Source organism: Variovorax sp. W2I14 (assembly GCF_050435205.1).
Taxonomy (GTDB): Bacteria; Pseudomonadota; Gammaproteobacteria; order Burkholderiales; family Burkholderiaceae_C; genus Variovorax; species Variovorax paradoxus_C.
In genome coordinates this window covers 3,993,091-4,018,832 of the sequence record NZ_JBNDJX010000001.1, presented here as the reverse complement: position 1 = coordinate 4,018,832, position 25,742 = coordinate 3,993,091, and the positions used below count along the sequence as shown (strand labels likewise).

The following is a 25,742-nucleotide window of genomic DNA, read 5'->3' as shown; positions in this document are numbered from 1 at the left end:
AACCTTCCCCATGCACATCGACCTCAATGCCGACCTCGGCGAAGGCGCAGGCAGCGACGAAGCACTGCTCGCCCTCGTGAGCTCCGCCAACATCGCCTGCGGCTGGCACGCGGGCGACGCCAAGACCATGCGCCAGTGCGTGCGCTGGGCCATCGAACATGGCGTGGCCATCGGCGCGCATCCGAGCTTTCCCGACCGCGAGAACTTCGGCCGCAGCACCATGCATCTGCCGCCCGACGAGATCGTCTCCAATGTGCTCTACCAGGTCGGCGCGCTCGCCGCGATCGTCAAGGCCGAGGGCGGCCAGCTTGCGCATGTGAAGGCGCATGGCCAGCTCTACAACCAGGCGGTGAAGGAGCCCGAGCTCGCCGATGCGCTCTGCGAGGCGGTGCGCCGCTTCGACCCCACGCTCAAGTTCTTCGGCCTCGCCGGCAGCAACATGATCGACGCCGCGCGCCGCGCCGGCCTCACGCCTGTCGAGGAAGTGTTCGCCGACCGCGGCTACATGCCCGACGGCAGCCTCGTGCCGCGCAGCCAGCCCGGCGCGCTGATCGAAAGCGAAGAGCAGTCGATCGCGCAGACCCTCGCGTTCGTGCGCGACCACCGGGTGACCGCCATCGATGGCAGCACGGTCGCAGTCAACGCGCAGACCGTGTGCCTGCACGGCGACGGCGCGCACGCGCTGGCGTTTGCGCGCCGCATTCGCGAGCGGCTGCAGGCAGAGGGCATCGCGGTTCGCGCGATGGCTTGAACAGCATGAGCAAGACCGAAGCGAAACGCACGAGCGTGCTGCTGACCGGCTTCGACCCGTTCGACCGCGAAGCGATCAACCCGTCATGGGAGGCCGTGCGCGCACTCGACGGCGCGAAGATCGGCCGCGCCACGGTGCATGCCCGCCAGATGCCGTGCGTCTTCGGCGATGCCCTTGAAGCGCTGGCGAATGCCATGGACGAACTGAAGCCGCAACTGGTGCTCTGCGTCGGCCAGGCCGGCGGACGCTCGGAGATCACGCCCGAGCGCATCGCGATCAACATCGACGACGGGCGCATCGCAGACAACGCGGGCCATCAGCCGATCGACCTGCCGGTGGTGCCGGGCGCGCTGGCTGCGTATTTCTCGACGTTGCCGATCAAGGCCATCGTGCGCGACCTGCGCGCGGCCGGCATTCCGTCTTCGGTGTCGAACAGCGCGGGCACCTTCGTCTGCAATCACATCTTCTACGGGCTGATGCACCGCATCGCGACGCATCCGGTATCCGGTTTGCCGGGCGTGCGCGGTGGCTTCATCCACATTCCGTACCTGCCCGAGCAGGCAGCGCGCTTTCCGGGTGCGCCGAGCATGTCGCTCGCCATGATGACCGAGGCGCTGCGCATCGCGGTCGCCACCGCGCTCGCGGTGAAGCAGGACGTGGCCGAGACCGGCGGCCAACTGCACTGAGCCTCTTCAGGCCGACGGGAAGGTCTCCGCGAGCCAGGCGTTCAACGCCGCATTGACGAAGCCGGGCTTCTCCATCGTCAGCATGTGGCCGCACTGCGGCACCCACACCATCTCGGCCTGCGGCAGAAGCGCCGCCATTTCTCGGGTGTGCTCGGGCGGGGCGAGCTTGTCGTCGTCGCCGCACATCAGCAGCACCGGAGCGCGCAGCGAGGCCAGGTGCTGGCGCGCGTCAGGGCGCCGCATCACCGCGCGGTTCTGGGCGATGAGCTGGGCGGTGCCGGCATCCAGAACGATGTCGAGGTAGCGCTGCACCAGCACCGGGTCATTTGCTTGCGTCGGGTGGAAGGCGAAATAGACATTTGCCTCGATCACGTCGCGCGCCTCGCCGCGCTCGAACAGTTCGATGGCGGCTTCGCGCAGCGTGAACATCTCGGGCGTCTCGGGCCGCGCGCTCGTGCCCAGCAGTGCGAGCCCGGCGATGCGTTCGGGCGCTTGGCGGGCCGCTTCCATCGCGACCATGCCACCCATGGAAGCACCGCAGAGCACCAGCGGCCCCGCGTGCTCGCGCAGCACGGCGGCGGCCATGGCTTCGATGGTGGCGTTGCGCGTCTGGACGTCGCTCACGCGGGCGTCGAAGGCGGGGGAAAGGGCAGGCCGCTGGGCCTCCCAGAGGCGCTCGTCGCAAGCGAGGCCGGGCAGTAGAACGAGGTGAGGCATGGAGGGATTCTGCGCGATCGAGGCAAGCGGCGTAACGGCATAGGTCGCGGCATAGGACACGGCATAGGCTTCATGGCCAGCAGCCATTGCGGGTCTTGATCGACATACTTTCCGGCGCTGCGTGACGCACCCGCGCGCGCATTCGCGCTTCAAGTCGAGGACAACAAATGAACCTGGTTCAACGCGTGCAGGACATCCTGCTCAAGCCCAAGGCCACCTGGCCCGTGATCGATGCGGAGCCGGCCGATGCCGCTTCGCTCTACAAGAACTACGTGATGATCCTCGCGCTGATTCCAGCGGTGGCGAGCTTCATCGGCCTCTCGGTCGTCGGCCTCGGCATGTTCGGCGTCAACTTCCGCGTGCCGATCGTCGCGGGGCTCGCCAACATGGTCGTGGGCTACGTGCTGTCGCTGGTGATGGTGTTCGTGCTCGCGCTCATCATCGATGCGATGGCACCGACCTTCGAAGGCACCAAGAGCCAGATCAGCGCGCTCAAGCTGTCGGCCTATGCAAGCACGGCCGGCTTCATCGGCGGCATCTTCAGCCTGCTGCCTTCGCTGTCGGTGCTGGGCGCAGTAGCGGCGCTCTACGGCATCTACCTGATCTACCTGGGCCTGCCGGTGCTGATGAAGTGCCCGCCCGACAAGGCCATCGCGTACACCGCGGTGGTGGTGATCTGCGCCATCGTCGGCGGCTTCGTCATCGCGTGGGTGCTCGCGCTGCTCACGCCGTCGCCCGCGCGCGTCGGCATGGGCACGGGCATGGGTTTCGTGGTCGAGGCGGTGGCGGCCGTGCAACAGCTCGCCACCACAAAGGCCTGAGCGTCACGCGCCCGGTGGAAAATGGGCGGCAATGCCAACGCCCAAACCCGACACCACCACCGACATCATCCTGATCCGTCACGGCGAAACCGCCTGGAACCGCGAGCTGCGCTTCCAGGGGCATGCGGATGTGCCGCTGAACGACATCGGCCATGAACAGGCGCGCCGCATCGGTCTGCGCCTGGCGAGCGAGACGGCGCAGCACCTGATCAGCAGTGACCTCATGCGTGCCCAGCAGACGGCGGCGCCGGCGGCGCTGCAGCTGTCGCTGCCGGTGGTCACTTCGGCGGGGTTGCGGGAGCAGTACTTCGGCATCGTCGAGGGCATGCGCTCCGACGAGATCCAGAGCCTGCACCCGCGCGCGTGGGAAGAATGGCTGGAGTTCCGCGAAGACCACGCGATGCCCGAAGGCGAGACGGCACGCGAGTTCCACGCGCGCATCGTCGCGGCGCTCGGCACCATCGCCACCGCCCACAAGGGGCAGCACCTGATCGTCGTCACCCACGGCGGCGTGCTCGACATGGTGTGGCGCACCGCCAAGGGGCTGAGCCTCAGCGGGCCGCGCCGGAGCGACATTCCCAATGCGGGCTTCAACCGCATCCGCATCGCCGACCCGGCCGCGCCGGATGCGATCGAGATCGTCGAGTGGGCCGACACCCGCCACCTCGCCGACCTGCCGCCGCAGCCGACCTACGACCAGACGCGGCACTTGAAGGACAAGGGCTAAGCGCCCGCGCGCTCAGGCGATTCCTGCGGCGAGTTGCCCGAGGCCGAGGCGCGCATAGACGGCCCCCGCCTGCCGCTGCAGCCGCAGTGATTCGGGCTGGCTGTTGAGCTGCTGCTGCAGGATGCCTTGCGCCGCAGCGAGCGTCGATTCGCTGCCCGTGCGCACCAGCGCATCGAGGTACACCTGCTCGAAGAGGTCGCGCTGCGCGTGGCTGCCGCCGATCTCGATCATGCGCGGCAGCGCGACGCCCAGCCCTTCGATGGCGCCTGCGAAATCGCCACGCGCATGGGCCACGAGCCCGTTCGCGGCAGGCACGCAGACGCGCTGCCATGCGGCGCGCGTCGAAGGCGGTGCGTCGGGCGCGAAGGCCTCGATGTTGTGCAGCAACGCATCGGCCTCGGGGCGTCCAGCGCGTGCGAGTCCGTAGAGGTATTGCAGGTCGAGAAAGGGCAGCACATGGTCAGCCTGCCGTTGCAGCAGGTAGCCGGCGACGTCGTTCCAGCGCGCACCCACGTCGATGCCCGCGAGTTCGAGGCGCGCGAGCAGCGACACGGCGCCGATCTGGTCCTGCGAGTAGTCCTTCACCACGCCCCACGCGTGCTCGTCGTACACAGCGAGCGCCTCGGCATCGCGGCCCAGGTCGATGAGGAAGAGCGCCACGTGCCACCAGTTGTGCGTGACCATGAAGGAATTGAGCCCGATCCAGGTGTCGCTCACGCTTTCCATGAACGCGAGTCCTTCGGCAAGCCGGCCTTCGGTGAGCATCACGTGCGCGAGCGCGTGGTGCGCCCACGGCTCCTTGCGACACATGGCGATGGCCAGGCGCGCGCTGGCCTCGGCCTCGCGCATCAGGTGGCACTGCTCATAGCCGAAAGCCGCCATGCCGTGCACATAAGGCACGTCGGCGGCCGAGGGCAGAACCGCGAGCGCGAGCCGCAGCATGCCGGGGCAGTCACCGGTGTTGAAACAGTGGTACTGGCCCAGCTTGACCGACACGAGATCGCGCGGATGTTCGCGCGCCTGCTCCGCGTGCAGTGCGATGGCGCGGGCGATGTCGCCATCGGCCCACGCCTCGACGGCCGCGATGTAGCGCTGCTCGCGCGGCGTGGCGCGCGCGGCGCCGGCACGGGCCTTCGCGAGATACGGCCTTGCATTCGCCACGGCATCGCGCGATTCGGCAAAGAGGTGCAGCGTCGCGCAGTACGCCTGCACGATGGGGCTCGCATCGGTATCGGCCAATGCGATGAGGTTGACGGCGCGCGACTCGGTCGAGATGAAGCCCATGACGAAGTCGTCGACCAGCGCGAGGCTGGCGGGGTCGTCCAGGGTGAGCGGATTGCCGAGGCTGTCGGCGGCGTGCGGGTTTCCGGAGGGCATGGCGGCATGGTGCCATGCCCCCGTGGATGGTTCAAACCCCGGCCTGCTGGTGGCGGTACTCCTGGGTCTTTCCGCCATAGCCATAGGCCGCGCCGCGCGCATCGATCACGTGGATGTACGAGACCTCGTGCAGGTTCGGCCGGATCTTCGCCATGGCCGCATGCACCTCGCGCAGGTAGCGCGCCTTTTCGGCCTTGGTGTTGGTCTCGTCGGTGACGCTGATGTCCAGGTGAAAGGCCGACTTGCCCAGCGACGCCAGCGTCTGGCCACCGATGAACCAGGTGTCGGCGGCGATGTACTGCACCGTGATGGCAATCACCGGCAACTGCTTGCCGAGCACGCTTTGCGTGAGTTCGGCGACGGTATCGACGGTCTTGCGGGTGAGGGCGGCATCGGGTTCGCCGGAGAGGTGGACAACGATGTGGGGCATGGTGGACTCCTGTGGAATGAATGAACGATGGGGTGATTGTGGGATTCCGATGGTCATCGGAAAAGCGGGAAGATATGATGGATTCCATCGGTTAAACGGATGGATAGCGCCATGCAGTCCTTCGACCTCGAACAACTTCGCACCCTCGCCGCGGTGATCGACGCGGGCAGCCTCACGGCTGCCGCGCCCCGCGTGTTCCTCTCGCAGTCGTCCGTGAGCGAGCAGATGCGCAAGCTCGAGGAGCGCGCGGGCCAGTCGCTGCTCACGCGCAGCAAGGCAGGGGTCGCGCCCACCGAGGCGGGCACGCGGCTGCTGGCGTACGCGCGGCGCATCCTCGCGCTCAGCGACGAGGCGTTTCGCGACCTGCACGGCGAAACGCTGCAAGGCGAGCTGCGGCTGGCGGTGACCGACTACTTCCGTCCCGGCGATCTCACGCAGTTGCTCGGCCGTCTGGGCGAAAGCTATCCGCAGGTGCGGCTGAACGTGAGCATCCTGAAGAGCGATGCGCTGCGGGCCGCCTATGCACACGGCGACTTCGATGTGGGCTTGGCGATGGACATCGCGGGTGCGTCGTCGTCTTCAGCTTCGGCGCAGGCCGCGAAGGGTTCCCTGGTCCGGCGCGAATCGCTCGCCTGGCTGGGCGCCATCGGCCTGCGGGTGGCGCGGGGCGAGCCGGTGCGGCTGCTGGCGCTGCCGGACACCTGCTCGCTGCACCAGTTCACCGTGGCGCTGCTCCGGCGGCGGCGCGTGCCGTATGTGCTCGCGCATGTGGCGTCGGGCGTGGCGGGGTTGCAGTCGGCGGTGGCTGCGGGGCTGGGCGTCGCGTGCCTGAACGAATCGGCTGTCTGCGAAGGCGTGACCCGGCTGGCGCCGCCGCACGGCCTGCCCGCATTGCCCAAGGTCGCGTTCCAGCTTCTGCCCGGTCGCCGGGGCGAGACGGCGTTCGTGACCCGCGCCCGCGAGATGCTGGCCACCCATCTGGTGTGAAGCCAGAGCCAAACGGGGGTGGCGCGGGATTTGCGTCGCTCCCGCCATGGACGCGCCACAACCCACCAACTTGCCGGATTTGCTGCGCCATTCCCGCTTCGATGACGCTCAGGCCATCTTTTCGGGCACCTTGTTCGTCGCGATCGCCATGATGCTGTTCGGCCAGGCGGGCCTGCTCACGGGCGGCACCGCGGGCGTCGCCTTCCTGCTGCACTACGCCACCGGTGTGAGCTTCGGCAAGCTGTTCTTCCTGGTGAACCTGCCGTTCTACTGGTTCGCCTGGCGCCACATGGGGCGCGCCTTCACCCTCAAGACCTTCTCGGCGATCGTGCTGCTCTCGGTGATGACCGACTGGGCGCCGCGCTATCTGTCGATCGATTCACTGCACCCGGCGTTTGCCGCGGTGCTCGGCGGCCTGCTGTTGGGAACCGGTTGCCTGTTCCTCGCACGCCATCGCGCCAGCCTCGGCGGCGCGACGGTGCTGACGCTGTACCTGCAGGAAAAGCGCGGCTGGCCGGCCGGCAAGGTGCAGATCGGCATCGACTGCACGGTGGTGCTGCTCGCACTGTTCGTGATTCCGCCGCAGCGCGTGGGATGGTCGGTGCTGGCTGCGGTCGTGATGGGGCTCTTCTTGTGGATCAACCACAAGCCGGGGCGCTACGCGGCGACTTGAGTTCGGGGGAGCGTGCGCAGGCCACCGGGTACTCCCCTCCGCGAATGTCCCCCGCCTTCGGCTCCTCCTTTATTTCGCTGCGTGGAGCACCCGATGCCCTGCGCACTTGGGCACGCTGCTGGTGTTTCGCTGATCAACGACTGCTCTGAAAACGAGCACGCCGATGGGGTGCCTTGCGCAGCGAAATAAAGGAGGAGCGAAGCGGGGGACATTCGCGGAGCAAGGTACCCCGTCGGCGTGATCGCCGCCCTGAACGACCCGCCCTCTAGCGTTCAGGCGCCACAGGCCAAGGCCGTTGCGTCTCGCGAATCTGCTCGAACGCGCGCGACACGCGCAACACGCCGAGATCATCGAACCGGTGCCCCGCGATCTGCAGACCTATCGGCAATCCGCTCGCCGCATACCCGCAGTTCACCGACGACGCCGGCTGCTCAGACATGTTGAACGGCACCGTGAAGCCGATGTGCTCCAGCGGCCGCAGCGGATCGTTGGTCGGCGAAGGCGCTTCGGCCGCCGCAGGCATGTTCGGCGACACGGGCGAGATCACGTAGTCGAAGCGCGCGCAGGCCTGCACCGCCGCCACGCGCGTCGCATGGAACTGGCTGAAGCTGCGGAACACATGCTCGCCGCTGAACTCGGCCGCGCTCTCGGCCCACTCGCGGATGTAGGGCAGCACCTTGGCGCGCTGGTCGGCGCGCAGGGCCTTCATGTCCACCAGCGAGCGCATGCGCCACAGGTGGTCCATGCCGTCGAGCATGGCCTGCGACATGAAGGGCTGCATCGGTTCGACGATGGCGCCGGCTTTCTCGAACAGGCGCGCGGCGTGTTCGACCGCCGTCTGGATCTCCGGCTCGACCGCGAGGCCGCAGCCCGCGTCGAGCAGCAGCCCGATGCGCAGGCCCCGCAGATGGTCGGGCGACACGTCGAACGCGGCCCAGTCGATGTCTTGCGCCGGCAGGCTCATGCTGTCGCGCGCGTCGGGCCTGGAGAGCGCCTGCATCATCAGCGCTGCATCGCCGACGGTGCGGGTCATCGGCCCCGCGGCGCGGCCCATGTAGGGCGGATCGATCGGAATGCGGCCCAGGCTCGGCTTGAGCGTGAAGATGCCGCACCAGCTTGCGGGCAACCGCAGCGATCCGCCGATGTCGGTGCCCAAATGCAGCGGGCCGTAGCCTGCCGCAGTGGCGGCGCCCGCACCGGCGCTGGAGCCGCCCGGCGTCTTGCCGAGGTCCCACGGGTTGCGTGCCAGCTTGTGGAAGCTCGAGAGGCCCGAGGACAACATGCCGTAGTCCGGCATGGTCGTCTTGCTCACGATCACCGCGCCGGCTTCCTTCAGGCGCGCGGCCGGCGGTGCGTCGGAAGTTGTGGGCTTCAGGTCGACGGCAGCCGTGCCGGCGGGCATCGGGTCGCCGCGCGTGGCGATGTTTTCCTTGATGGTGGCCGGCACGCCGTCGAGCGGACCGAGCGCATCGCCGCGCTGCCAGCGCGCTTCCGACGCGCGCGCCTGTTCGAGCGCGGCCTCTGGGCGGAAGAGCCAGGTCGCCTGCAGGTGCGGCTCCCAGTGCTCGATGTGCGCGATCACGGCCTGCGTCACCTCGACCGGCGACAGGCGCTTGTCGCGGTAGGCGGCCGAGAGTTCCTGCGCGGAGAGTTCGTTCAAAGGAGCGGAGGAAGACACGTCTTTCTTAGCCCCAAGAAAGCGCCGACAGGTCGTTCACGAAGATCGGATTTTCTTTCCAAAGACCCTTCACGTTCTTCTTGGCGATCGTCGGGAACTGCGGCTGGTACAGGAAACCGTTGGCCGCGTCGGTGGCCAGCATCTTCTGCGCGTCGCCCAGGAGCTTGTTGCGCTCGGCGGCGTTGGGGGTGGACTTGATCTTGTCGAACAGCGTGTTGAAGGCCTTCGACTGGTAGCCCCAGTAGTAGTCCGACTTGGCGTAGTTGCCCAGGTCGAAGGGCTCGACGTGCGAAATGATCGACAGGTCGTAGTCCTTGTTGCCGTAGGTGCCGCTGAGCCACTGCGCCCACTCGACGTTCTGCACCTTCACCACGATGCCGATCTTGGCGAGCTGGGCCACGATCACTTCGCCGCCCTGTCGCGCGTAGGGCGGGGGCGGCAGCGTCATCTTGAGCTCGAGCGGCGTCTTCACGCCGGCCTCGGCGAGCAGCTTCTTGGCCTTCTCGATGTCGAAGGGGTTGACGCCCGTGGTGTCGACGAAGCCTGCCGCGCCCGGCACGTAATGGCTGCCGATCGGCACGCCCAGGCCATCGGCCGCGCCTTCGATCACGGCCTTGCGGTCGATCGCCGCGAGGATGGCGCGGCGCACGCGCACGTCGTCCAGTGGCTTCTTCTGGTTGTTGATCGACAGGATGGTCTTGGCGCGCGAACCGGCCAGGATCACCTGGAACTGCGGGTTCATCTTGAACTGCGGCACCACCCGCGTGCCGATGCGGGTGAACACGTCGACGTCGCCCGCCATCAGCGCGGCCGCCTGCGCGGCGGTGTCGGCGATGAAGCGGAAGGTCACCTTGTTGATCTTGGCGGTGGCGGGGCTGCGGAAGCCATCCCACTTGCTCAGCGTGAGCGACGAGCCCTTGGCCCACGCATCCAGCTTGTAGGGGCCGGTGCCGACGGGCTTGGTGGCGTTGGCGTCGGCGCTCTTGGGCTCGACGATCACCGCCGTGGCCTGGCCCAGAACGAAGGGCAGGTCGGGATCGATTTCCTTGTTGATGACCACCACGGTGTAGTCGTCCACCACCTGCGTCGCGAGGTTGGCGAAGGTGCGCTTGTCCTTGTTGGTGCTCTTCTCGCCGCCCGCGCGGTCGAACGAGAACTTGACGGTGGCCGCGTTGAAGGGTTCGCCGTTCTGGAACTTCACGCCGCGCTTGAGCTTGAAGGTGTAGGTCTTGAGATCAGGCGAGATCTCCCAGCTCTCGGCGAGCAATGGCGTGACGCTGCCGTCGGCGTTGATCTTGGTGAGCGTCTCCAGGATGTTGTACTGCACGATCTCGGCGATCGCGGCGGCGGCGCCGGCCGTCGGATCGAGGCCCGGCGGTTCGAGCGCCATGCCGATCACGATGGCGTCCTTCCGCCCTTGGGCCATGCCGGCCAGCGGGGTGGCCAGCGCGACAGTGGCGCCGGCGGTGGTGAGGAGGGTGCGACGGTTCAACATAGGTGGGTATCTCCGGAAAACGGCCAGGGTCGAATGACTGCTTCGGCGCCGACCGTGCCCCGAAGGGAGGCGCGGCGCCACGAAAGACAAGGCACGCAGCACGAAAGATGCCACGTGCGCAGCGGATCATTCTCTCGCAGCGAGTGGCCCGGCGCCTTGCTCCCGGAGCGGTTTTTCCTCGGGACGTACCCGGATGCCGGGGCCTGGCGCAGACCCTTCACCCAACCGTCTCGCTAGGCCCAGTACAGCGCGGCGATGTCGTTCACGAAGATCGGCGTGTCCTTCCAGAGACCGCGCAAGTTGCGCCCCGCCACGGTGATGAACTGCGGCTGGAACAGGAACACGTTGGCCGCGTCCTCGGCCAACACGCGCTGCGCATCGCCGAGGTAGCGCGCCCGGTCGGCCGCGCGCGGCGCATTGCGCGCCTTGTCGAAGGCCTCGTTGAACTTGGTCGACTGATAGCCCCAGTAGTACTCGGGCTTGGTGTAGTTCACGAGGTCGAAGGGCTCGACGTGCAGGATCAGCGAGAGGTCGTAGTTCTTGTTGCCATAGGTGCCGCTCATCCACTGCGCCCACTCGACGTTCTGGATCTTCGCGACGATGCCCACCTTGGCAAGCTGCGCGGCAATGAGTTCGCCGCCCTGCCGCGCATAGGGCGGGGGCGGCAGCACGAGCTCCAGTTCGAGCGGCGTCTTCACGCCAGCTTCGGCCAGGAGCCTCTTCGCCTTCTCCACGTCGTAGGCGTTGATGCCCGTGGTGTCGACGTAGCCCGGCGCGCCCGGCACGTAGTGGCTGCCGATGGGGACGCCGCGTCCGTCCATCGCAGCCTCGATCACCGCCTTGCGGTCGATGGCCGCTGAGATGGCGCGGCGCACGCGCACGTCGTCCAGGGGCTTGCGCTTGTTGTTGATGGCCAGGATGGCTTTTCCGCGCGAGGCGTTGAACACCACCTGGAAGCGCTTGTCGTTCTGGAACTGCGCAAGGCTGCGCGACACCGAGGCATGCGGGAACAGATCGACGTCGCCCGAGAGCAGGGCGGTGGTCTGCGCGGCCGGCTCGGAGATGAAGCGGAAGCTCACCTTGCGGATCTGCACGGCATCGGCGAGGCGCCAGCCGTCCCACTTGGCCAGCACGATGGCCGAGCCCTTGGCCCAGTTGTCGAGCCGATAGGGGCCGGTGCCGATGGGCTTGGTGGCGTTGGTCTCCACCGTCCTGGGCTCCACCACGATGGCTGACGCCTGGCCGAGCAGGAACAAGAGGTCGGGTTCGATCTCCTTGTTGATCAGCACCACGGTGTGCTCGTCGAGCACCTGCGTCGCGATGTTGGCGAAGGTGCGCTTGTCCTTGTTGGTGCTGTTGGCCGCGGCCGCGCGGTCGAACGAGAACTTCACGCTCTGCGCATTGAAGGGCTCGCCGTTCTGGAACTTCACGCCGCGCTTGAGCTTGAAGGTGTAGGTCTTGAGGTCGGGCGAGACTTCCCAGCTCTCGGCGAGCAGCGGCGTGACGCCGCCGTCGGAGTTGATTTTGGTGAGCGTCTCGAAGACGTTGTAGAGCACCACTTCTGAGATTTCGGCGCCGGCCTTGGCGGTGGGGTCGAGGCCGGTGGGCTCGAGCGTGAGGCCGATCACCAGCGTGTCTTTCTTCTTTTGCGCGAAGGCGTCGAGCGGCAGTGCGAGCGGTGCCAGGGCGGCGGCGCTGGTGGCGAGCAGGGAGCGTCGGTTGAGCATGAGGCGGTGTCCTTGGTGTCCTCGGGAAAGGGCAAGCATCATCCGCGAGACGAGGGCGTTCGCGCAACCAGATGCTTATGACCCACTCATCCTACGAAGGGCGGGCGACGCTTCGGTGTCAAGCCGCGAGCAGCGTGCCGCCGGTGGGCGTGCGTGGCACCGCGTCGAGCAGCGTGCGCGTATACGGATGCTGCGCGTTGCGGAACAGCTCGCCGGGCGGACCCTGCTCGACGATCAGGCCCTTCCACACCACGCACACGTCGTCGCACAGGTGGTTGACCACCGCGAGGTCGTGGCTGATGAGCAGATAGCTCACGCCGAACTGCTGCTGCAGGTCCTGCATGAGGTTAAGCACCTGTGCCTGCACCGACACGTCGAGCGCGCTGACGGGCTCGTCGGCAACGATGAGCTTGGGCCGCGTGATGAGCGCGCGTGCGATGGCGATGCGCTGGCGCTGTCCGCCCGAGAACTCGTGCGGGTACTTGTCCATGTCGGTCGTGCGCAGGCCGACTGCGGCGAGCGATTCGGCGGCGCGTTCGCGCTGTTCTTTTCGCGACGCCTCGGCCAATGCTTCGAGCGGTTCCGCAACGATGCGCGCAACTGTCTGGCGCGGATCGAGCGAACCGTAGGGATCTTGAAAGACCATCTGGAAATCGCGTCGCGCATTGCGCAGTTCGCTTTTGGGCAGCGTGTGCAGATCGCGCCCGAGCAGCTTCACGCTGCCCGAGGTCGGCGTGTCGAGCGCCATCACGAGGCGCGCGATGGTCGACTTGCCCGAGCCCGATTCACCGACGATGCCGACGCTGCGGCCTGCCTCGACCTTGAAGCTCACGCCGTTGAGTGCCTTGACGGTGGGAGGTGGTCCGAAGAGTTTTTCGCGCGGCAGGTCGTAGTGCCGCACGAGGTCGGTCACTTCCAGCAGCGGCGAGGCGAGGGTGGATTCACTCATGGTGCAACTACGGTCTCCGCCGCGATGTCGTCCAACCGGATGCATCGCGACGCATGGTTGTGCAGCAGCATCACCGGCGGCGGCCGCGTGATATGGCAGGCATCGATGGTGTAGCCGCAGCGCCCGGCGAACGGGCAACCCTTCGGCAGGTCGACCAGTTCGGGCACGCTGCCGCGGATGGTGGCCAGGCGCACGCCGCGCGGTGCACCGAGCGCCGGGCGGGCTGCGAACAGGCCCTGCGTGTAGGGATGCGCGCGGCGCGCGAACACGGCCTCGGTCGGGCCGCTCTCGACCACGCTGCCGCCGTACATCACCAGCATCTTCGAGACGGTCTGCGCGATCACGCCGAGGTCGTGCGAGATCAGGATCAGCGCCATGCCGCGCTCTTCAACCAGACTCTGGATGAGTTCGAGGATCTGCTTCTGGATCGTGACGTCGAGTGCGGTGGTGGGCTCGTCGGCGATCAAGAGGTCAGGACCGCAGGCCAGCGCCATCGCGATGCCGATGCGCTGGCGCTGTCCACCGGAGAACTGGTGCGGATACGCGTCGAGCCGCGAAGCCGCATCGGGAATGCCCACGCGCTCGAGCAGCGCCAGCACTTCCTTGCGCGTCTCGGCCTTCGAAAGACCGCGGTGCAGTCGCAGCGGCTCGCCGACCTGGCGCACGATGGTGTGCACCGGGTTCAACGCCGTCATCGGCTCCTGGAAGATCATGCCGATGCGGTTGCCGCGGATCTGGCACATGTCCTTTTCGTTGCGGCCGACGAGCTCGGTGTCGTCGAAGCGGATGCTGCCGGTGACCTTGGCGTTCGATGGCAGCAGGCCCATGAGCGACATCACGGTGATCGACTTGCCGCAGCCCGATTCGCCGACGATGCCCAGCGTTTCGCCGCGCTCCAGCGTGAAGTCGATGCCGCGCACGGCCTCGGCGGGGCCGCGCTGCGTCTGCAGTTCGATGTGCAGGTCCTTGACTTGGAGAAGGGGCATGTCGCTTACCTTGCTCTCGCCAGGCGAGGGTCCAACAGATCGCGCAGGCCGTCGCCGAGCAGGTTGAGGCCCAGCACCGCCATCGCGATGGCCATGCCGGGAAACACGGCCAGCAGCGGCGACTGGAACATCATCGTCTGGGCTTCGCTCAGCATGCGGCCCCATGAAGGCTGCGGCGGTTGCGTGCCGAGGCCGAGGTAGGAGAGGGCAGCTTCGGCGAGGATCGCGATGGCGAAGCGGATGGTGATCTGCACGATCAGCACCGCCGAGATGTTTGGCAGCACATGCTGCATCGTGATGGAGAACGAGCCCTTGCCGCAGGCGCGCGCGGCGGCGATGTACTCGCGCGACCAGATCGCGTTGGCCGAGGCGCGCGTGATGCGCGCGAAAGTCGGGATGTTGTAGATGCCGATCGCGACGATGGCGTTGACGATGCCGGCGCCGAACACGGCCGTCATCATGATCGCCGACAGGATCGCTGGGAACGCGAGCGAGAAGTCGGTGAGCCGCATGATGGCTTCCTCGACCCAGCCGCGCTTCGCGGCGGCGAGCAGTCCCAGCGCCGTGCCAACCACAAGGCCGATGCCGACCGCGATCACGCCCACCAGGATGGACGCGCGCGCACCCACCAGCAGCAGCGAGGCCACGTCGCGGCCGTAGGTGTCGGTGCCCAGCCAGTGCGAGCCGGTGGGGGGCTTGAGCTTGTTGGCCATGTCCATCTCGTAGGGCGACCAGGGCGTCCAGACGAGCGAGAGGGCGGCAGCCAGCAGGAGCAGCAGCGTGAGCACGCCGCCGATGACGAAGCTGCGGTGATGCAGCGCGCGGCGCCAGAAGCCCGGCACCTTGAGCGCGGCGGCGCTGGGAGCGACGACGGTGCTCATATGTCGCTCGCCTTGATGCGCGGATCGATCACGGCATAGAGCACATCGACCACGAAGTTGACGATGACCACGAGCGCCGCGAGCAGCATCACGCAGTTGCGCACCACGATCAGGTCGCGGTTGCTGATGGCCTGGAAGATGAGGCGGCCGAGACCCGGCAGGTAGAACACGTTCTCCACCACGATGGTGCCGGCGAGAAGCTCGGAAAACTGCATGCCCATCACCGTGATGACCGGGATCATCGCGTTGCGCAGCACATGGGTCCACAGCACCATGCGCTGCGACACGCCCTTGGCGCGCGCGGTGCGAACGAAATCTTCGCGCATCACTTCGAGCACGGCCGAGCGCGTGATGCGCGCCAGGATCGCGGCCTGCACCACCGCCAGCGACAGCGCCGGCAGCAGCAGCGACTTGAGGCCCGCGAAGATGCCTTCGCCCCAGCCCTCGAAGCCGCCGGCCGAGAACCACTGCAGCTGCACCGAGAACACCAGGATCAGCATGATCGCGAACCAGAAATTCGGGATCGCGATGCCGACCTGCGCCAGGCCCATCAAGCCCACGTCGCCGAGCTTGTTGTGGCGCGCAGCGGCGGTCACGCCCACCAGCAGCGCGATGACCACGGTGAAGGCCATCGCCAGCAACGCGAGCGGCACGGTGAGGGCGAGGCGTTCGAGGATGAGGTCGAGCACCGGCGAGCTGTAGGCGTAGCTGTCGCCGAGGTTGCCGGTGAGGAGGCCGCCGATCCAGTGCCAGTAGCGGGTCCACGCGGGCTGGTCGAGGCCCAGCTTGGTGGCCAGCGCCGCGACGGCGTCGGGCGATGCGTCGGGGCCCATGAGCATCTGCGCGGCGTTGCCGGGCAGGATCTCCAGAACGAGGAAGACGATGACCGAAGCGCCGATCAACGTGCCGATCAACGTGGCGAGGCGCTTGAATAGAAACAGGCTCATGGGGCGGGGCGCAGCATAACTGACTAGTGCAACAAGTGTGCCGTGAATGTGGCCTTTGTCATTCACGGGCGGGGGCCCTGGCGGGTCCGCCGATAATCAGGGGATGGCCCTCATGATCACCGACGAATGCATCAACTGCGATGTCTGCGAGCCCGAGTGCCCGAACGATGCGATCTACATGGGCGCGGAGTACTACGAGATCGATCCGCACAAGTGCACCGAATGCGTCGGCCACTTCGATGAGCCGCAGTGCGTGCAGATCTGCCCGGTGGCGTGCATTCCCCTGAACCCCGAGCATGTGGAAAGCCGCGAGACGCTGATGCAGAAATACCAGCGCCTCACGGCCATCAAGGTGACGGCGGTTACTTCACCGCCTTCTTCTTCAACCGGCGTCTGAGTCGCGGGACTTCCGCTTCTTTTTCTTCGCCGGAGCATCGCCGGCCGGTTTGCCGCTCGATCCGCCGCTGCTGAAACTCATGGTCGATTTGCGCGGGTCGCCCGCCGCCTTGGTGGCGCGCTCGCGGGCTTGCTGCTCGGACAGGGCCATGCGCCGTTCGGCCATCTCGGCGCTTCTGGCCTCCCGCGCCGCCTGGCGATCGCGGTCGTAGGCCGCTTTCTCCAGAGACAGGCGGGAGCGCTCCAGGTTGTCGGCCTGTGCACCGTTGCTCTTGGCGCCGGCTTCGGCTGCCCTGCGGTCCGCATCGCTGCGGTGATCGTCGACCTTCACCGTCTTGCCGCCTTCGCAGGGGCGGTCCGAGTAGGTGCTGCCGCATCGCCAGGTCTTTGCGGAAACCTGGGCGGCCACGCTGCTGGAATAGGCGCAGGCTGCTATTAAAAATACAGCCAACCCGAATTTCCCGACCCTTTTTTCTCTTCTTTTTCTCGTCTTCATTTTTATTTCTCTCTCCCTCCTGCGCTCCGGTTGCCGGCTAGGTGGCGGCAGGCGTGCCCCCGTCGCCGGGCTCCCGCCGCGGCGGTTTGGGCCGGGGCGGTTTGCTCGTGTGGATGAGCATGGTCGCTTTCTCCATCTCGCCGGCCACGAGCGCGGGCGCGGCATGCAGCGTGCGGATGATGGTGTCGTCGATCAGCTCACGCTGTTCCTTCAGTGGCTTCTTGAGCACCCAGTTGACGACCTCCGACTTCACGCCGGGATGCCCGATGCCCAGGCGCAGCCGCCAGTAGTCGCCGGTACCCAGTTGCGCGTGGATGTCGCGCAGGCCGTTGTGGCCGGCGTGGCTGCCGCCGAACTTGAGCTTGGCCTGGCCGGGCACCACGTCGAGTTCGTCGTGCACGACGAGGATTTCTTCCGGCGCGATCTTGAAGAATCGTGCGAGCGCAGCCACCGACTTGCCCGAGAGGTTCATGAAGGTCTGCGGCTCCAGCAGCCAGACGCTCTGGCCGCCGATGTTGGCGCGCGCCGCGAGGCCGTGGTAGCCGCGCTCGGGCACGAGGTTGAGTTTCCAGTCGCGCGCGAGGGCGTCGATCCACCAGAAGCCCGCGTTGTGGCGCGTGGCTTCGTACTCAGGGCCCGGGTTTCCGAGGCCGACGAACAGCTTGATCATGGCGGGAATTATCTCGCCGCCCCCAAAGCAAAAGGCCCGCACGAGGCGGGCCTTTTGCAGGGGACGGGAAGAATTGCTTACTTCTTCGCGGCGGGCTTGGCCGTCTTGGCGGCAGCCTTGCCACCGGCAGCGGGTGCGGCGCCTTCAGCAGCTGCGCCTTCGGCGGCAGGTGCCGGCTCTTCGGCGACCAGCGGCGGCACGGCCGACACGATGACGGGGTTCTGCTTGCCGTGGCTCACGTACTTCACGCCCTTGGGCAGCTTGATGTCGTTGACGTGCAGCGTGGCGTTCTTCGTGAGACCGGAGAGGTCCACTTCGATGAACTCGGGCAGGTCGGACGGCAGGCAGCTGATTTCCAGCTCGGTGATCACGTGGTTCACCAGGTTGTGCGCGGTCTTGACGGCTTCGGACTCTTCTTCACCCTTGAAGTGGAGCGGCACCTTCATGTGCAGGCGGGTCTTGGCATCGACGCGCTGGAAGTCGATGTGTTGCACCAGCTGGCGGAACGGGTGGTACTGCACGTCGCGCAGCAGCACTTTGCTGGTGGCGCCGCCGAGTTCCATTTCCAGGATCGACGAGTGGAAGGCTTCCTTCTTCAGGGCATGCCACAGCGCGTTGTGATCGATTTCGATCAGTTGCGGCTGCAGGCCTTCACCACCGTAGACGATACCGGGCGTCTTGCCCGAAATGCGGAGACGGCGGCTCGCACCCGTGCCCTGCTTGGCGCGCTCAAAAGCGACGAATTTCATAACTAGCTCCTGTGAGAGTCCACCGCGACCAGTGCGACTCCGATTCAAAAAGGCTTCTTCGAAAAAAGAAGCCCGCTCTTTGGTTCTCAGGTCAGAACAGGTTGTCCTGGTCCGAGAACAAACTCATCACCGACTCGCCCTTGGCAATGCGCTGGATCGTCTCGGCGATCAGCGGTGCCACGGAGAGCTGGCGGATCTTTCCGCATGCGAGGGCCGCATCGGAAAGGGGAATGGTGTTGGTCACGACCACTTCGTCGAGGGCCGTGCCCTTGGTGATGCGCTCGATGGCCGGGCCCGAGAAGATCGGGTGCGTGCAGTAGGCGTAGACGCTCTTGGCGCCGCGCTCTTTCAGCACTTCGGCCGCTTTGACCAGCGTGCCGGCCGTGTCGATCATGTCGTCCATGATCACGCAGTTGCGGCCGTCGATCTCGCCGATCACGTTCATGACTTCGCTGACGTTGGCCTTCGGACGGCGCTTGTCGATGATGGCGAGGTCGCAGTTCAGTTGCTTGGCCAGTGCACGGGCACGAACCACGCCGCCGACGTCCGGCGAGACCACGATCAGGTCTTCGTAGTTCTTGGCGCGCAGGTCGCCCAGCAGAACCGGCGAGGCGTAGATGTTGTCGACCGGGATGTCGAAGAAACCCTGGATCTGGTCTGCGTGCAGGTCCATCGTGAGCACGCGCTCGACGCCGACGGTCTCCAGCAGGTTGGCCACGACCTTGGCCGAGATCGGCACGCGGCTTGAACGCGGGCGGCGGTCCTGGCGCGCATAGCCGAAGTAGGGAATCACGGCGCTGATCCGCTCGGCCGATGCGCGCTTGAGCGCGTCGACCATGATCAGCAGTTCCATCAGGTTTTCGTTGGTCGGTGCGCAGGTCGACTGCACCACGAACACGTCGCGTGCGCGGACGTTCTGATTGATCTCGACGGTGACTTCGCCATCGGAGAAGCGACCGACGCGTGCGGCGCCCAGCGAAGTGCCGAGGTTGTGCGCGATTTCTGCGGCGAGGCCAGGATTGGCGTTGCCGGTGAAAACCATGAAATCAGGGTGATTAGCCTGCATGAGCGCGTCCCGGCAGTGCGAAATTGGCTTGGAGGAAGCCGCCAAAAGGTTTTGAGTCGTGGCGGCCCGTGGGCTGCCGATTATTGCAGTGGGTGTGCTGCAGAAGAAACACTGCGGCCATCAGGCCGCAGTTTTCAAAAAGCACTGCGGCGGGTTAGACCGCAGTTTCAATAGATTTGGCAGGGGAGAAAGGATTCGAACCTTTGCATGCTGGAATCAAAATCCAGTGCCTTAACCAGCTTGGCGACTCCCCTACACGGGTCGATGGTTTGCACCATCAACCGATATATGTCGCGTCGGACCGCAAAAGCGATTCGACCATTTCAGGTTGCCCAACCTACCAGAGGATGAACAGCCAGATTGCTGCATTGACGAACCTGCCAGCCCGCGGGGGCTTCGACCAGTTCCGCTTCATGCGGCCCTTGCGGCAATTTTGCGAACACCGAACTTCCGGAGCCGGTCATCCGGGCCTTCAATCCTTGGGCGCCGAGCCATTCGATGGCATCGGTGACCGCGGGGCAAAGTCGCTGGGCAACCGGCTGCAGGTCGTTGTGGCCGAAGTCGAAAACCTGGTTGCCTAGGTTCTTGGCTTCAAGCTGTTCGCTATCTGCAGCAAAGCCCGAGATTATAGCAACAGGAGTTGAGCGTTCAAGGTCATCTGCAGAAAAAATTAAGCGGGTATCCAAACCTTCGGTGGGCTTGACCACGGCGAAGCGTGCCGGCGGCAGCGTGACGGGCGTGATTTCCTCGCCGATTCCCTCGACCCATGCGTGGTGTCCACCAAGGAAGAAGGGCACGTCTGCGCCCAATTTCAGTCCGATCTGTGCGAGCCGTGACAAGGGCAGGTTCAGGTTCCACAGGCGGTTGAGCGCCAGCAGGCAAGTGGCCGCATCCGAAGACCCTCCGCCCATCCCCGCCTGAGCCGGCACATGCTTCGCCACGCCAATGTGTACGCCCTGGCCGGGCGCGGCATGCATTTGCAGCGCACGGGCAGCACGCAGGATCAGGTCGTCGGCGGGCAGTTCCGTCGTGAGGTCTTCGCGGGTCAGTTGGCCGTCGCGCCGCAGCTCGACGTGCAGCGTGTCGCACCAGTCGATCAGCATGAAGACCGACTGCAGCAGGTGGTAGCCGTCGTCGCGCCGGCCGGTGATGTGCAGGAACAGGTTGAGCTTGGCCGGTGCGGGAAGGTCGTAGAAGGCCTTCATGACCGTTCGAACACGATGCGCAGGTCCGCCCGAGGGCTCGGGGATTCGCGCGTGGCCTGCAGGCGCCCGTTCGCGAGTTGGCCCAGATCCGGACGCCAGCCGGGCACGCTTTCATTACGTCCCGCCAGCCAGCCGAACAGCGCGCCGACCGGGATCGCCGCGCCGGTGGCGGCTTCGATCAGCGCATCGACGGATTCATAGCGGCGGGTGTCGCTGCCGTTCTTCAGCAGGGCCTCGCCCGGCGACCAGTGCAACTGCGCCAGCGTGTTGCCGATCGGCGTCGTCAGCGTGAGTTCGCCGGTATCGGCCGAGCCGCGCAGTTCGAAGAGCGCGGAAAAGGTCTGGACGGGCTCGCTGTCGATGCGCAGCGACATCCGGCCGCTCCAGCTGTCCGCGCCGCGCGGTGCCGAGGAGCCGCCCGTCAACTGGGCGCAGCCTGCTATCAAAAGAAGAGTCGCCCCGCCCGTCGCCAGAAAACCGCGGCGACCGGCCTGCAGCTCGGAGGCGAGCATGGTCACGGCTTGACGCGCAGGCGCTTCAGCGTTTCCTGCAGGGTTTCATTCTCGGCATCGCTGAGCAGCGCTTCCTTCCAGATCGTCACTGCGCGATCTTTCTGGCCGATGCTCCACAGCACTTCACCGAAGTGCGCGCCGATCTCGGGATCGGGCCGGGTCTTGTAGGCAGCCTCGAGGATGCGGATCGCCTCGGCCGTGTTGCCGAGCCGGAATTCGACCCAGCCCAGGCTGTCGGCGATGAACGGGTCTTCCGGCGCCAGTTGCACCGCCTTCTGGATCAGCGTGCGGGCCTCGTCCAGTCGGATCTTGCGATCGGCGAACGAGTAGCCGAGTGCGTTGTAGGCATTCTGGCTTTCGGGCTTCAGCTGGATCAGCCGGCGAAGCAGCCGCTCCATGTCGTCCAGCCGGTTCAGCTTCTCGGCCACCATGGCCTGGTCGTAGACCAGGTCGCCGTCGTCGGGCGCAGCCGCGGAAGCCTGGGCCAGCATGTCGTAGGCGGCCTGGTATTGCTTGGCGTCGCGCAGCAACTGCACTTCGGCAAGGAATTTCTGCTTCTTGTCGTCGGCCGTGCGCTCGGGCAGGGCGCGGATGATTTCGCGTGCCTGCGGCAGCTTGCCCTGGCGCGCCAACAGGCCCGCGCGACGGGTCTGGGCGATGGTCAGGTCCTCAGTGCTGTCGATGCGCGAGAGCCAGCGCTCCGCACCCGCAAGGTCCTTGCGCCGTTCCGCCAGTTGCGACAGAGCAAGGTAGGCCTGCGTCACGCCGCGTTTGCGATCGGCCGCGTCGGTGTCCTTGTTGCTCTGGCTGGAGGAGAGGTCGATGTAGCGCTTGAGCGATGTTTCCGCCGCGCCGTCCTGCCTGGCCTGCATCTGCAGGCTGCCGAGCAGCAACCAGGGCTCCGCCAGTTCGGGGCGCGCCGTGGTGAGTGCCTGCAGCTGCGTCTGGGCGTCGTTGTAGCGACGGTTCTCGACCAGCACGCGCGCATACGCGATGCGCAGGTCGGGCGTGGCCTTGGTGTTGCTTGCGAGATAGCGCGTCACGATCGGCTCGGCCAGCGGCTGGCTGGGATCGATCAGTTCAAGCGCCAATGCTGGAGGGGCGTCGGAGGCCGGATCGACTTCCTGGCCCTTGCGCGCAGCCTCCAGGGCGCCGGAGTTGTCTCCGGCATTGAGGCGCAGCCGCCCCACGGTGGCCCAGGCCAGGCCGCCGGTGGTCGGGCTCTTGAGCTCGTCGACCAGTGCCCGCTCGACCACCGAGGCGGCCAGTTTCTTGTCGGAGGCGCGCGAGTAGTTGCGTGCGATCACCGCCATCAGGAGCGGGCGCTCGATCTGCGAGGTGGCCGCCACTTCGGCGCGCAGGGGCTCGACCGTTTCGCCGATGCGGTTGAGCGCAATCAGGATCTGCAATTCGATGCGCCGCGCATCGCGCGACGTGGGCAGCGCCTCTTGCCAAGCGCGGGCTGCAGCCAGCGCGGCATCGCCCGAACGCGATTGCAGCGCGATCTCGACTGCCCGCTGGAACAGCTTGCCGTCCCGCAGCCGGCGTGCCGCGTCGAGCACCAGCGCATAGCCGGAGCCGGGGTCGCCGGAACGGGCGGTCATCTCGCCCATCAGGATTTCGTAGAACAGGTCGGCGGTCAGCGCCGAGGGTTGCGCGGCAGGCTCGCTGGCGGGCTTCGGGGCTGTGACCCGGGGCCGGACCGCCGGCCTCGGCGGTGCGTTCCGCTCGATGATGGGCGCCGGGCTGTTGGGGGCGGCGGGATCGGAGGTTTGCGCATGCACCGCGCAAGCCAACAACACGAGAGATGCGGCCGCCGCAAGGCGGTGTCGGCGGGGCGATGGAATCATCGAATCATGATAATCGAGGCTTTTGAACGAGCGTCGCGTGGGGCTTCGTCTTCGCCGGAGTTTTACTTTCATGCCTGAGTTACCCGAAGTCGAAGTCACCCGCCGCGGTTTTGCCGATCGCATCGCAGGCGCGCGCATCGAATCCGTGCGCATCGGAAAACCATTGCGATGGGCGCTGATGGTCGTGCCCGAAGCGCTGATTGGCCGGCATGTGCGCGAGGTGCGGCGGCGCGGCAAGTACCTGCTGATCGACCTGGACCAGGGCCTGCTGCTGTTGCACCTGGGCATGTCGGGCAGCCTGCGCTTCGATACCGCGTTGCCGCCGCTCGGCACGCACGATCACTTCGATCTCGTTACCGACCGCGGCACTTTGCGCCTCAACGATCCGCGTCGCTTCGGCGCCGTGGTCTACGTCGACGACGAGGCTGCGCCCTGGGCCATCAAGCTGCTCGGCGGGCTGGGCATGGAGCCGCTGGGCGATGCCTTCGACCTCGATGCCTTCCATGCAGGCCTTCGCAAGCGCAAGACGGCGGTCAAGCAGGTGCTGCTGGCGGGCGACGTGGTGGTGGGGGTCGGCAACATCTATGCGTCCGAAGCGCTGTTCCAGGCCGGCATCCGCCCGACGCTGTCGGCGGCGCGCATCAGCCGGCCGCGGGCCGCCAGGCTTCATGCGGCGGTGCGCGAAATCCTGGCCAGGGCGGTGGAAAAGGGCGGCAGCACGCTGCGCGACTTCTCCAACGTGGACGGCCAGAACGGTTATTTCCAGCTCGAAGCCACCGTTTATGGCCGCGCCGGCGAGCCATGTCGGGTCTGCGCAACGCCGATCAAGCAGCTCCGCCAGGGGCAGCGCTCCACTTATTTTTGTCCTAATTGTCAAAAGTAGCGCGTCGCGCCTGCGATTGAATTCCCATAAACGGGCGCTGCCCGGTTTGCGATGCTATATTTGTAAGCTCTTTCTTACATATTTCCCTTGAGCCGCTCTTTCAACCAACAACTCGATCAGCACGGTGCGTGGCGGAGCAATTTCGCCCATCGGCTGCAGTGGCTGTCCCGCTGGCTGACCGAGAACGAGCTGCTCGACCAAGCCGTGGCCGAGCGCCTCCGGGGCCTCGAACAGCAGATCCGCACCAGCAAGGTGATGGTCGCGTTCGTGGCCGAGTTCTCACGCGGCAAGTCGGAGTTGATCAATGCGATCTTCTTTGCCGACTACGGGCGCCGCATCATGCCCGCGAGCGCGGGGCGGACCACGATGTGCCCGACCGAACTGGGCTACGACCCGGCGATCGCGCCCAAGCTGCGGCTGCTGCCGATCGAAACCCGCCTGGAGCCGCATTCGCTGACCCATTGGCGCGAGAAGTCGACCCGCTGGACCGAGATCCCGATCGAGGTGGGCAACGCCGAGCAACTGGCCCAGGCCATGGGCAAGGTGGCCGAAGTGCGCTGGGTGAGCAAGGACGAGGCCCGCGCACTGGGCTTCTGGAACCCCGAGACGCCCGACGACAACCCGGTGCAGGACGCCGAAGGCCGCGTCGAAATCCCGCGCTGGCGCCACGCCGTGCTCAACATGCCGCACCCCTTGCTGGAGCAGGGGCTGGTGATTCTCGACACCCCGGGCCTGAACGCGATCGGCGCCGAGCCCGAACTGACGGTGAGCCTGATCCCGCAGGCGCACGCCGTGGTTTTCATCCTGGGCGCTGAAACAGGCGTGACCCGCTCCGACCTGTCGATCTGGCGCGAACACCTCATCACCGAGGACGAGGGCGGCGACACGCGCTTCGTGGTGCTCAACAAGATCGACACGATGTGGGACTCGCTGAGCACCCACGCGCAGATCGAGGCGCAGATCGAGCGCCAGCGCGACAGCGCGGCCCGGCTGCTGGAAGTGCCTCTCGCTCAGGTGCTGCCGGTGTCCGCCCAAAAGGGCCTGCAAGCCAAGATCCAGCACGACCCACGGCTGCTCGAAGCCAGCCGTCTGCCGGCGCTCGAAGCCCTGCTGGGCGAAGGCGTGCTCGGCAAGCGCGAGACCATGCTGCGCCTGGCCGTGGATGCCGGCATGACCGCGCTGCGCACCGAGGCAGAACGCATCCTGAAGGTGCGCCAGCGCGATTTGTCCGAGCAGGCGCTCGAATTGCAGGGCCTTCGCGGCAAGAACGTCTCGGTGATCCGTCACATGCGCTCGCGCATCGACCAGGAGCACGCCGAGTTCGAGGGCAGCAATACCCGCATCCTGGCGTTGCGCTCGGTGCAGGGCAAGCTGCTGCGCGAGGTGTATGCCGTGCTCGGGCGCACCGCGCTCAAGGCCGACATGGTGCGGCTGTCGGCCGCGCTCAAGCGCCCCGGCATCAAGCTCAACGTACGCAAGGTGTACGGCGAGACCTTCGATTCGCTGCGCAACAACCTGCGCGAAGTGCAGGCGACGACGGCCGAGATCCAGTCGATGCTGCACGCTACCTTCCGCCAGCTCAATGCCGAACAGGGCTTCACCCTGCAGGCGCCCGCTGAACCCGACCTCACCGGCTTCGAGCAGGAGTTGAGCCAGATCGAACGCAGCCACATCCATTACCTGGGCGTGGGCAACCTGCTGAAGCTCGCGCAGGCCGATTTCTGCGACAAGTTGGTCCGTGCGCTGGCCAGCCGCCTGCGACTGGTCAACGAGGCCGCGATGACCGAGGTGGAGCGCTGGAGCAAGGGCGCCAGTGCGCAGATCGATGCGCAGCTCAAGGAGCGCCGCCGCAATTTCAGCAAGCGTATCGAGGCAATCGAGCGCATCCAGAATGCCGCCGGCAACCTCGACGAACGGCTGCTCGAACTGGCCGCGCAGGAAACCAATTTGGCCGAACTGCACGCCCGCTTGCGTGAATTCACATCGCTGATCACGCAGCAAGGCAAGTCGCAGGCTGCTGCAGCAACGCCGCCCTTCAGCGAGTTGCGTGCGGCCTGAGCGTTCCGCCCCCGCGGCGGCAGCC

General features: G+C 66.5%; 26 protein-coding genes and 1 tRNA gene. 9 read left to right on the top strand and 18 right to left on the bottom strand.

Annotated features, from left to right (window positions below; all coding sequences use genetic code 11):
• The first annotated feature begins 10 nt into the window (after positions 1–10).
• Together pxpA and pcp are read left to right on the top strand one after the other, a co-directional pair.
• Positions 11–751 (top strand): 5-oxoprolinase subunit PxpA, encoded by a 741-nt coding sequence (gene pxpA / locus QF040_RS18930; protein WP_429612345.1) that lies wholly within the window; start codon positions 11–13, stop codon positions 749–751.
• A gap of 5 nt (positions 752–756) precedes the next feature.
• On the top strand, positions 757–1,437 hold the full coding sequence (gene pcp / locus QF040_RS18925; protein ID WP_429612344.1) for a pyroglutamyl-peptidase I: 681 nt from the start codon (positions 757–759) through the stop codon (positions 1,435–1,437).
• 6 nt (positions 1,438–1,443) lie between these two features.
• On the opposite strand, the gene QF040_RS18920 is transcribed toward pcp, so the two are convergent.
• Positions 1,444–2,154, bottom strand: a complete 711-nt coding sequence (locus QF040_RS18920; protein WP_429612343.1) for an alpha/beta fold hydrolase — start codon at positions 2,152–2,154, stop codon at positions 1,444–1,446.
• A gap of 167 nt (positions 2,155–2,321) precedes the next feature.
• Here QF040_RS18920 and QF040_RS18915 point away from each other — a divergent pair, with 167 nt between their 5' ends.
• Positions 2,322–2,975 carry a Yip1 family protein gene (locus QF040_RS18915; protein ID WP_429612342.1) on the top strand — a complete coding sequence of 218 codons (654 nt, stop codon included), beginning with the start codon at positions 2,322–2,324 and terminating at the stop codon, positions 2,973–2,975.
• A gap of 31 nt (positions 2,976–3,006) precedes the next feature.
• The gene (locus tag QF040_RS18910; protein WP_429612341.1) at positions 3,007–3,702 is read left to right on the top strand and encodes a histidine phosphatase family protein; all 696 of its coding nucleotides are present in this window, start codon (positions 3,007–3,009) and stop codon (positions 3,700–3,702) included.
• 12 nt (positions 3,703–3,714) lie between these two features.
• On the opposite strand, the gene QF040_RS18905 is transcribed toward QF040_RS18910, so the two are convergent.
• Both QF040_RS18905 and QF040_RS18900 read right to left on the bottom strand, forming a co-directional pair.
• Entirely contained in the window at positions 3,715–5,079 is a 1,365-nt protein-coding gene (locus QF040_RS18905) for a tetratricopeptide repeat protein (RefSeq protein WP_429612340.1), read from the bottom strand.
• A 31-nt stretch (positions 5,080–5,110) separates the two neighbouring features.
• The gene (locus tag QF040_RS18900; RefSeq protein WP_429612339.1) at positions 5,111–5,509 is read right to left on the bottom strand and encodes a tautomerase family protein; all 399 of its coding nucleotides are present in this window, start codon (positions 5,507–5,509) and stop codon (positions 5,111–5,113) included.
• A gap of 111 nt (positions 5,510–5,620) precedes the next feature.
• Here QF040_RS18900 and QF040_RS18895 point away from each other — a divergent pair, with 111 nt between their 5' ends.
• Both QF040_RS18895 and QF040_RS18890 read left to right on the top strand, forming a co-directional pair.
• Entirely contained in the window at positions 5,621–6,496 is an 876-nt protein-coding gene (locus QF040_RS18895) for a LysR family transcriptional regulator (RefSeq protein WP_429612338.1), read from the top strand.
• A 46-nt stretch (positions 6,497–6,542) separates the two neighbouring features.
• The gene (locus tag QF040_RS18890; RefSeq protein WP_013543378.1) at positions 6,543–7,169 is read left to right on the top strand and encodes a YitT family protein; all 627 of its coding nucleotides are present in this window, start codon (positions 6,543–6,545) and stop codon (positions 7,167–7,169) included.
• Between the two features lie 265 nt (positions 7,170–7,434).
• On the opposite strand, the gene QF040_RS18885 is transcribed toward QF040_RS18890, so the two are convergent.
• From QF040_RS18885 to QF040_RS18855, 7 genes are all read right to left on the bottom strand, one after another.
• A complete protein-coding gene (locus tag QF040_RS18885; protein WP_429612337.1) occupies positions 7,435–8,829 on the bottom strand; it encodes an amidase in 1,395 nt (464 codons plus the stop codon).
• A gap of 25 nt (positions 8,830–8,854) precedes the next feature.
• Positions 8,855–10,342, bottom strand: coding sequence for an ABC transporter substrate-binding protein (locus QF040_RS18880; RefSeq protein ID WP_429612336.1), 1,488 nt, complete (start codon positions 10,340–10,342; stop codon positions 8,855–8,857).
• Between the two features lie 233 nt (positions 10,343–10,575).
• Complete coding sequence (locus tag QF040_RS18875) at positions 10,576–12,069, bottom strand: ABC transporter substrate-binding protein (protein ID WP_429612335.1); 1,494 nt, start codon at positions 12,067–12,069, stop codon at positions 10,576–10,578.
• 118 nt (positions 12,070–12,187) lie between these two features.
• The gene (locus QF040_RS18870; protein ID WP_429612334.1) at positions 12,188–13,018 is read right to left on the bottom strand and encodes an ATP-binding cassette domain-containing protein; all 831 of its coding nucleotides are present in this window, start codon (positions 13,016–13,018) and stop codon (positions 12,188–12,190) included.
• On the bottom strand, positions 13,015–14,004 hold the full coding sequence (locus QF040_RS18865) for an ABC transporter ATP-binding protein (RefSeq protein WP_429612333.1): 990 nt from the start codon (positions 14,002–14,004) through the stop codon (positions 13,015–13,017). The genes QF040_RS18870 and QF040_RS18865 overlap by 4 nt, the downstream gene beginning before the upstream one ends.
• Positions 14,005–14,009: 5 nt before the next feature.
• Positions 14,010–14,885, bottom strand: coding sequence for an ABC transporter permease (locus tag QF040_RS18860; protein WP_307597632.1), 876 nt, complete (start codon positions 14,883–14,885; stop codon positions 14,010–14,012).
• Positions 14,882–15,832 (bottom strand): ABC transporter permease, encoded by a 951-nt coding sequence (locus tag QF040_RS18855; protein ID WP_307597633.1) that lies wholly within the window; start codon positions 15,830–15,832, stop codon positions 14,882–14,884. The genes QF040_RS18860 and QF040_RS18855 overlap by 4 nt, the downstream gene beginning before the upstream one ends.
• Before the next feature lie 103 nt (positions 15,833–15,935).
• On the opposite strand from QF040_RS18855, the gene QF040_RS18850 reads away from it, so the two are divergent.
• The gene (locus QF040_RS18850) at positions 15,936–16,229 is read left to right on the top strand and encodes a YfhL family 4Fe-4S dicluster ferredoxin (protein WP_429612332.1); all 294 of its coding nucleotides are present in this window, start codon (positions 15,936–15,938) and stop codon (positions 16,227–16,229) included.
• On the opposite strand, the gene QF040_RS18845 is transcribed toward QF040_RS18850, so the two are convergent.
• The 8 genes from QF040_RS18845 to QF040_RS18810 form a co-directional block, all read right to left on the bottom strand.
• Positions 16,215–16,637, bottom strand: a complete 423-nt coding sequence (locus QF040_RS18845; protein WP_429612331.1) for a hypothetical protein — start codon at positions 16,635–16,637, stop codon at positions 16,215–16,217. The two genes, QF040_RS18850 and QF040_RS18845, sit on opposite strands and share 15 nt — an antisense overlap.
• A gap of 124 nt (positions 16,638–16,761) precedes the next feature.
• Positions 16,762–17,394 (bottom strand): aminoacyl-tRNA hydrolase, encoded by a 633-nt coding sequence (pth, locus tag QF040_RS18840; RefSeq protein WP_429612330.1) that lies wholly within the window; start codon positions 17,392–17,394, stop codon positions 16,762–16,764.
• A gap of 77 nt (positions 17,395–17,471) precedes the next feature.
• Positions 17,472–18,143, bottom strand: a complete 672-nt coding sequence (locus QF040_RS18835) for a 50S ribosomal protein L25/general stress protein Ctc (protein ID WP_306881602.1) — start codon at positions 18,141–18,143, stop codon at positions 17,472–17,474.
• A gap of 91 nt (positions 18,144–18,234) precedes the next feature.
• Positions 18,235–19,209, bottom strand: coding sequence for a ribose-phosphate pyrophosphokinase (locus tag QF040_RS18830; RefSeq protein ID WP_013543366.1), 975 nt, complete (start codon positions 19,207–19,209; stop codon positions 18,235–18,237).
• 177 nt (positions 19,210–19,386) lie between these two features.
• Positions 19,387–19,463: transfer RNA gene (locus QF040_RS18825), tRNA-Gln, on the bottom strand.
• Between the two features lie 69 nt (positions 19,464–19,532).
• Positions 19,533–20,414, bottom strand: coding sequence for a 4-(cytidine 5'-diphospho)-2-C-methyl-D-erythritol kinase (gene ispE / locus QF040_RS18820; protein ID WP_429612329.1), 882 nt, complete (start codon positions 20,412–20,414; stop codon positions 19,533–19,535).
• A complete protein-coding gene (locus QF040_RS18815) occupies positions 20,411–20,926 on the bottom strand; it encodes a lipoprotein insertase outer membrane protein LolB (RefSeq protein WP_429612328.1) in 516 nt (171 codons plus the stop codon). The genes ispE and QF040_RS18815 overlap by 4 nt, the downstream gene beginning before the upstream one ends.
• 2 nt (positions 20,927–20,928) lie before the next feature.
• Positions 20,929–22,776: a tetratricopeptide repeat protein gene (locus QF040_RS18810; RefSeq protein WP_429612327.1), complete on the bottom strand. Its 1,848-nt coding sequence runs from the start codon at positions 22,774–22,776 to the stop codon at positions 20,929–20,931.
• Positions 22,777–22,846: 70 nt separating this feature from the next.
• Here QF040_RS18810 and mutM point away from each other — a divergent pair, with 70 nt between their 5' ends.
• Both mutM and QF040_RS18800 read left to right on the top strand, forming a co-directional pair.
• On the top strand, positions 22,847–23,659 hold the full coding sequence (gene mutM, locus QF040_RS18805) for a bifunctional DNA-formamidopyrimidine glycosylase/DNA-(apurinic or apyrimidinic site) lyase (protein ID WP_429612326.1): 813 nt from the start codon (positions 22,847–22,849) through the stop codon (positions 23,657–23,659).
• A gap of 87 nt (positions 23,660–23,746) precedes the next feature.
• Positions 23,747–25,717 carry a dynamin family protein gene (locus QF040_RS18800; RefSeq protein WP_429612325.1) on the top strand — a complete coding sequence of 657 codons (1,971 nt, stop codon included), beginning with the start codon at positions 23,747–23,749 and terminating at the stop codon, positions 25,715–25,717.
• The last annotated feature ends 25 nt before the right edge of the window (positions 25,718–25,742 follow it).

Excerpts from the sequence above, each read along its gene's own strand:
- QF040_RS18860 (WP_307597632.1), bottom strand. The coding sequence starts at position 14,885 with ATGAGCACCGTCGTCGCTCCCAGCGCCGCCGCGCTCAAGGTGCCGGGC.
- QF040_RS18830 (WP_013543366.1), bottom strand. The coding sequence starts at position 19,209 with ATGCAGGCTAATCACCCTGATTTCATGGTTTTCACCGGCAACGCCAAT.
- QF040_RS18865 (WP_429612333.1), bottom strand. The coding sequence starts at position 14,004 with ATGCCCCTTCTCCAAGTCAAGGACCTGCACATCGAACTGCAGACGCAG.
- QF040_RS18815 (WP_429612328.1), bottom strand. The coding sequence starts at position 20,926 with ATGCTCGCCTCCGAGCTGCAGGCCGGTCGCCGCGGTTTTCTGGCGACG.
- QF040_RS18905 (WP_429612340.1), bottom strand. The coding sequence starts at position 5,079 with ATGCCCTCCGGAAACCCGCACGCCGCCGACAGCCTCGGCAATCCGCTC.
- QF040_RS18850 (WP_429612332.1), top strand. The coding sequence starts at position 15,936 with ATGGCCCTCATGATCACCGACGAATGCATCAACTGCGATGTCTGCGAG.
- pxpA (WP_429612345.1), top strand. The coding sequence starts at position 11 with ATGCACATCGACCTCAATGCCGACCTCGGCGAAGGCGCAGGCAGCGAC.
- QF040_RS18920 (WP_429612343.1), bottom strand. The coding sequence starts at position 2,154 with ATGCCTCACCTCGTTCTACTGCCCGGCCTCGCTTGCGACGAGCGCCTC.
- ispE (WP_429612329.1), bottom strand. The coding sequence starts at position 20,414 with ATGAAGGCCTTCTACGACCTTCCCGCACCGGCCAAGCTCAACCTGTTC.
- QF040_RS18900 (WP_429612339.1), bottom strand. The coding sequence starts at position 5,509 with ATGCCCCACATCGTTGTCCACCTCTCCGGCGAACCCGATGCCGCCCTC.
- QF040_RS18875 (WP_429612335.1), bottom strand. The coding sequence starts at position 12,069 with ATGCTCAACCGACGCTCCCTGCTCGCCACCAGCGCCGCCGCCCTGGCA.
- pcp (WP_429612344.1), top strand. The coding sequence starts at position 757 with ATGAGCAAGACCGAAGCGAAACGCACGAGCGTGCTGCTGACCGGCTTC.
- QF040_RS18810 (WP_429612327.1), bottom strand. The coding sequence starts at position 22,776 with ATGATTCCATCGCCCCGCCGACACCGCCTTGCGGCGGCCGCATCTCTC.
- QF040_RS18835 (WP_306881602.1), bottom strand. The coding sequence starts at position 18,143 with ATGAAATTCGTCGCTTTTGAGCGCGCCAAGCAGGGCACGGGTGCGAGC.
- QF040_RS18870 (WP_429612334.1), bottom strand. The coding sequence starts at position 13,018 with ATGAGTGAATCCACCCTCGCCTCGCCGCTGCTGGAAGTGACCGACCTC.
- QF040_RS18910 (WP_429612341.1), top strand. The coding sequence starts at position 3,007 with ATGCCAACGCCCAAACCCGACACCACCACCGACATCATCCTGATCCGT.
- QF040_RS18880 (WP_429612336.1), bottom strand. The coding sequence starts at position 10,342 with ATGTTGAACCGTCGCACCCTCCTCACCACCGCCGGCGCCACTGTCGCG.
- QF040_RS18915 (WP_429612342.1), top strand. The coding sequence starts at position 2,322 with ATGAACCTGGTTCAACGCGTGCAGGACATCCTGCTCAAGCCCAAGGCC.
- QF040_RS18855 (WP_307597633.1), bottom strand. The coding sequence starts at position 15,832 with ATGAGCCTGTTTCTATTCAAGCGCCTCGCCACGTTGATCGGCACGTTG.
- QF040_RS18895 (WP_429612338.1), top strand. The coding sequence starts at position 5,621 with ATGCAGTCCTTCGACCTCGAACAACTTCGCACCCTCGCCGCGGTGATC.
- QF040_RS18890 (WP_013543378.1), top strand. The coding sequence starts at position 6,543 with ATGGACGCGCCACAACCCACCAACTTGCCGGATTTGCTGCGCCATTCC.
- mutM (WP_429612326.1), top strand. The coding sequence starts at position 22,847 with ATGCCTGAGTTACCCGAAGTCGAAGTCACCCGCCGCGGTTTTGCCGAT.
- pth (WP_429612330.1), bottom strand. The coding sequence starts at position 17,394 with ATGATCAAGCTGTTCGTCGGCCTCGGAAACCCGGGCCCTGAGTACGAA.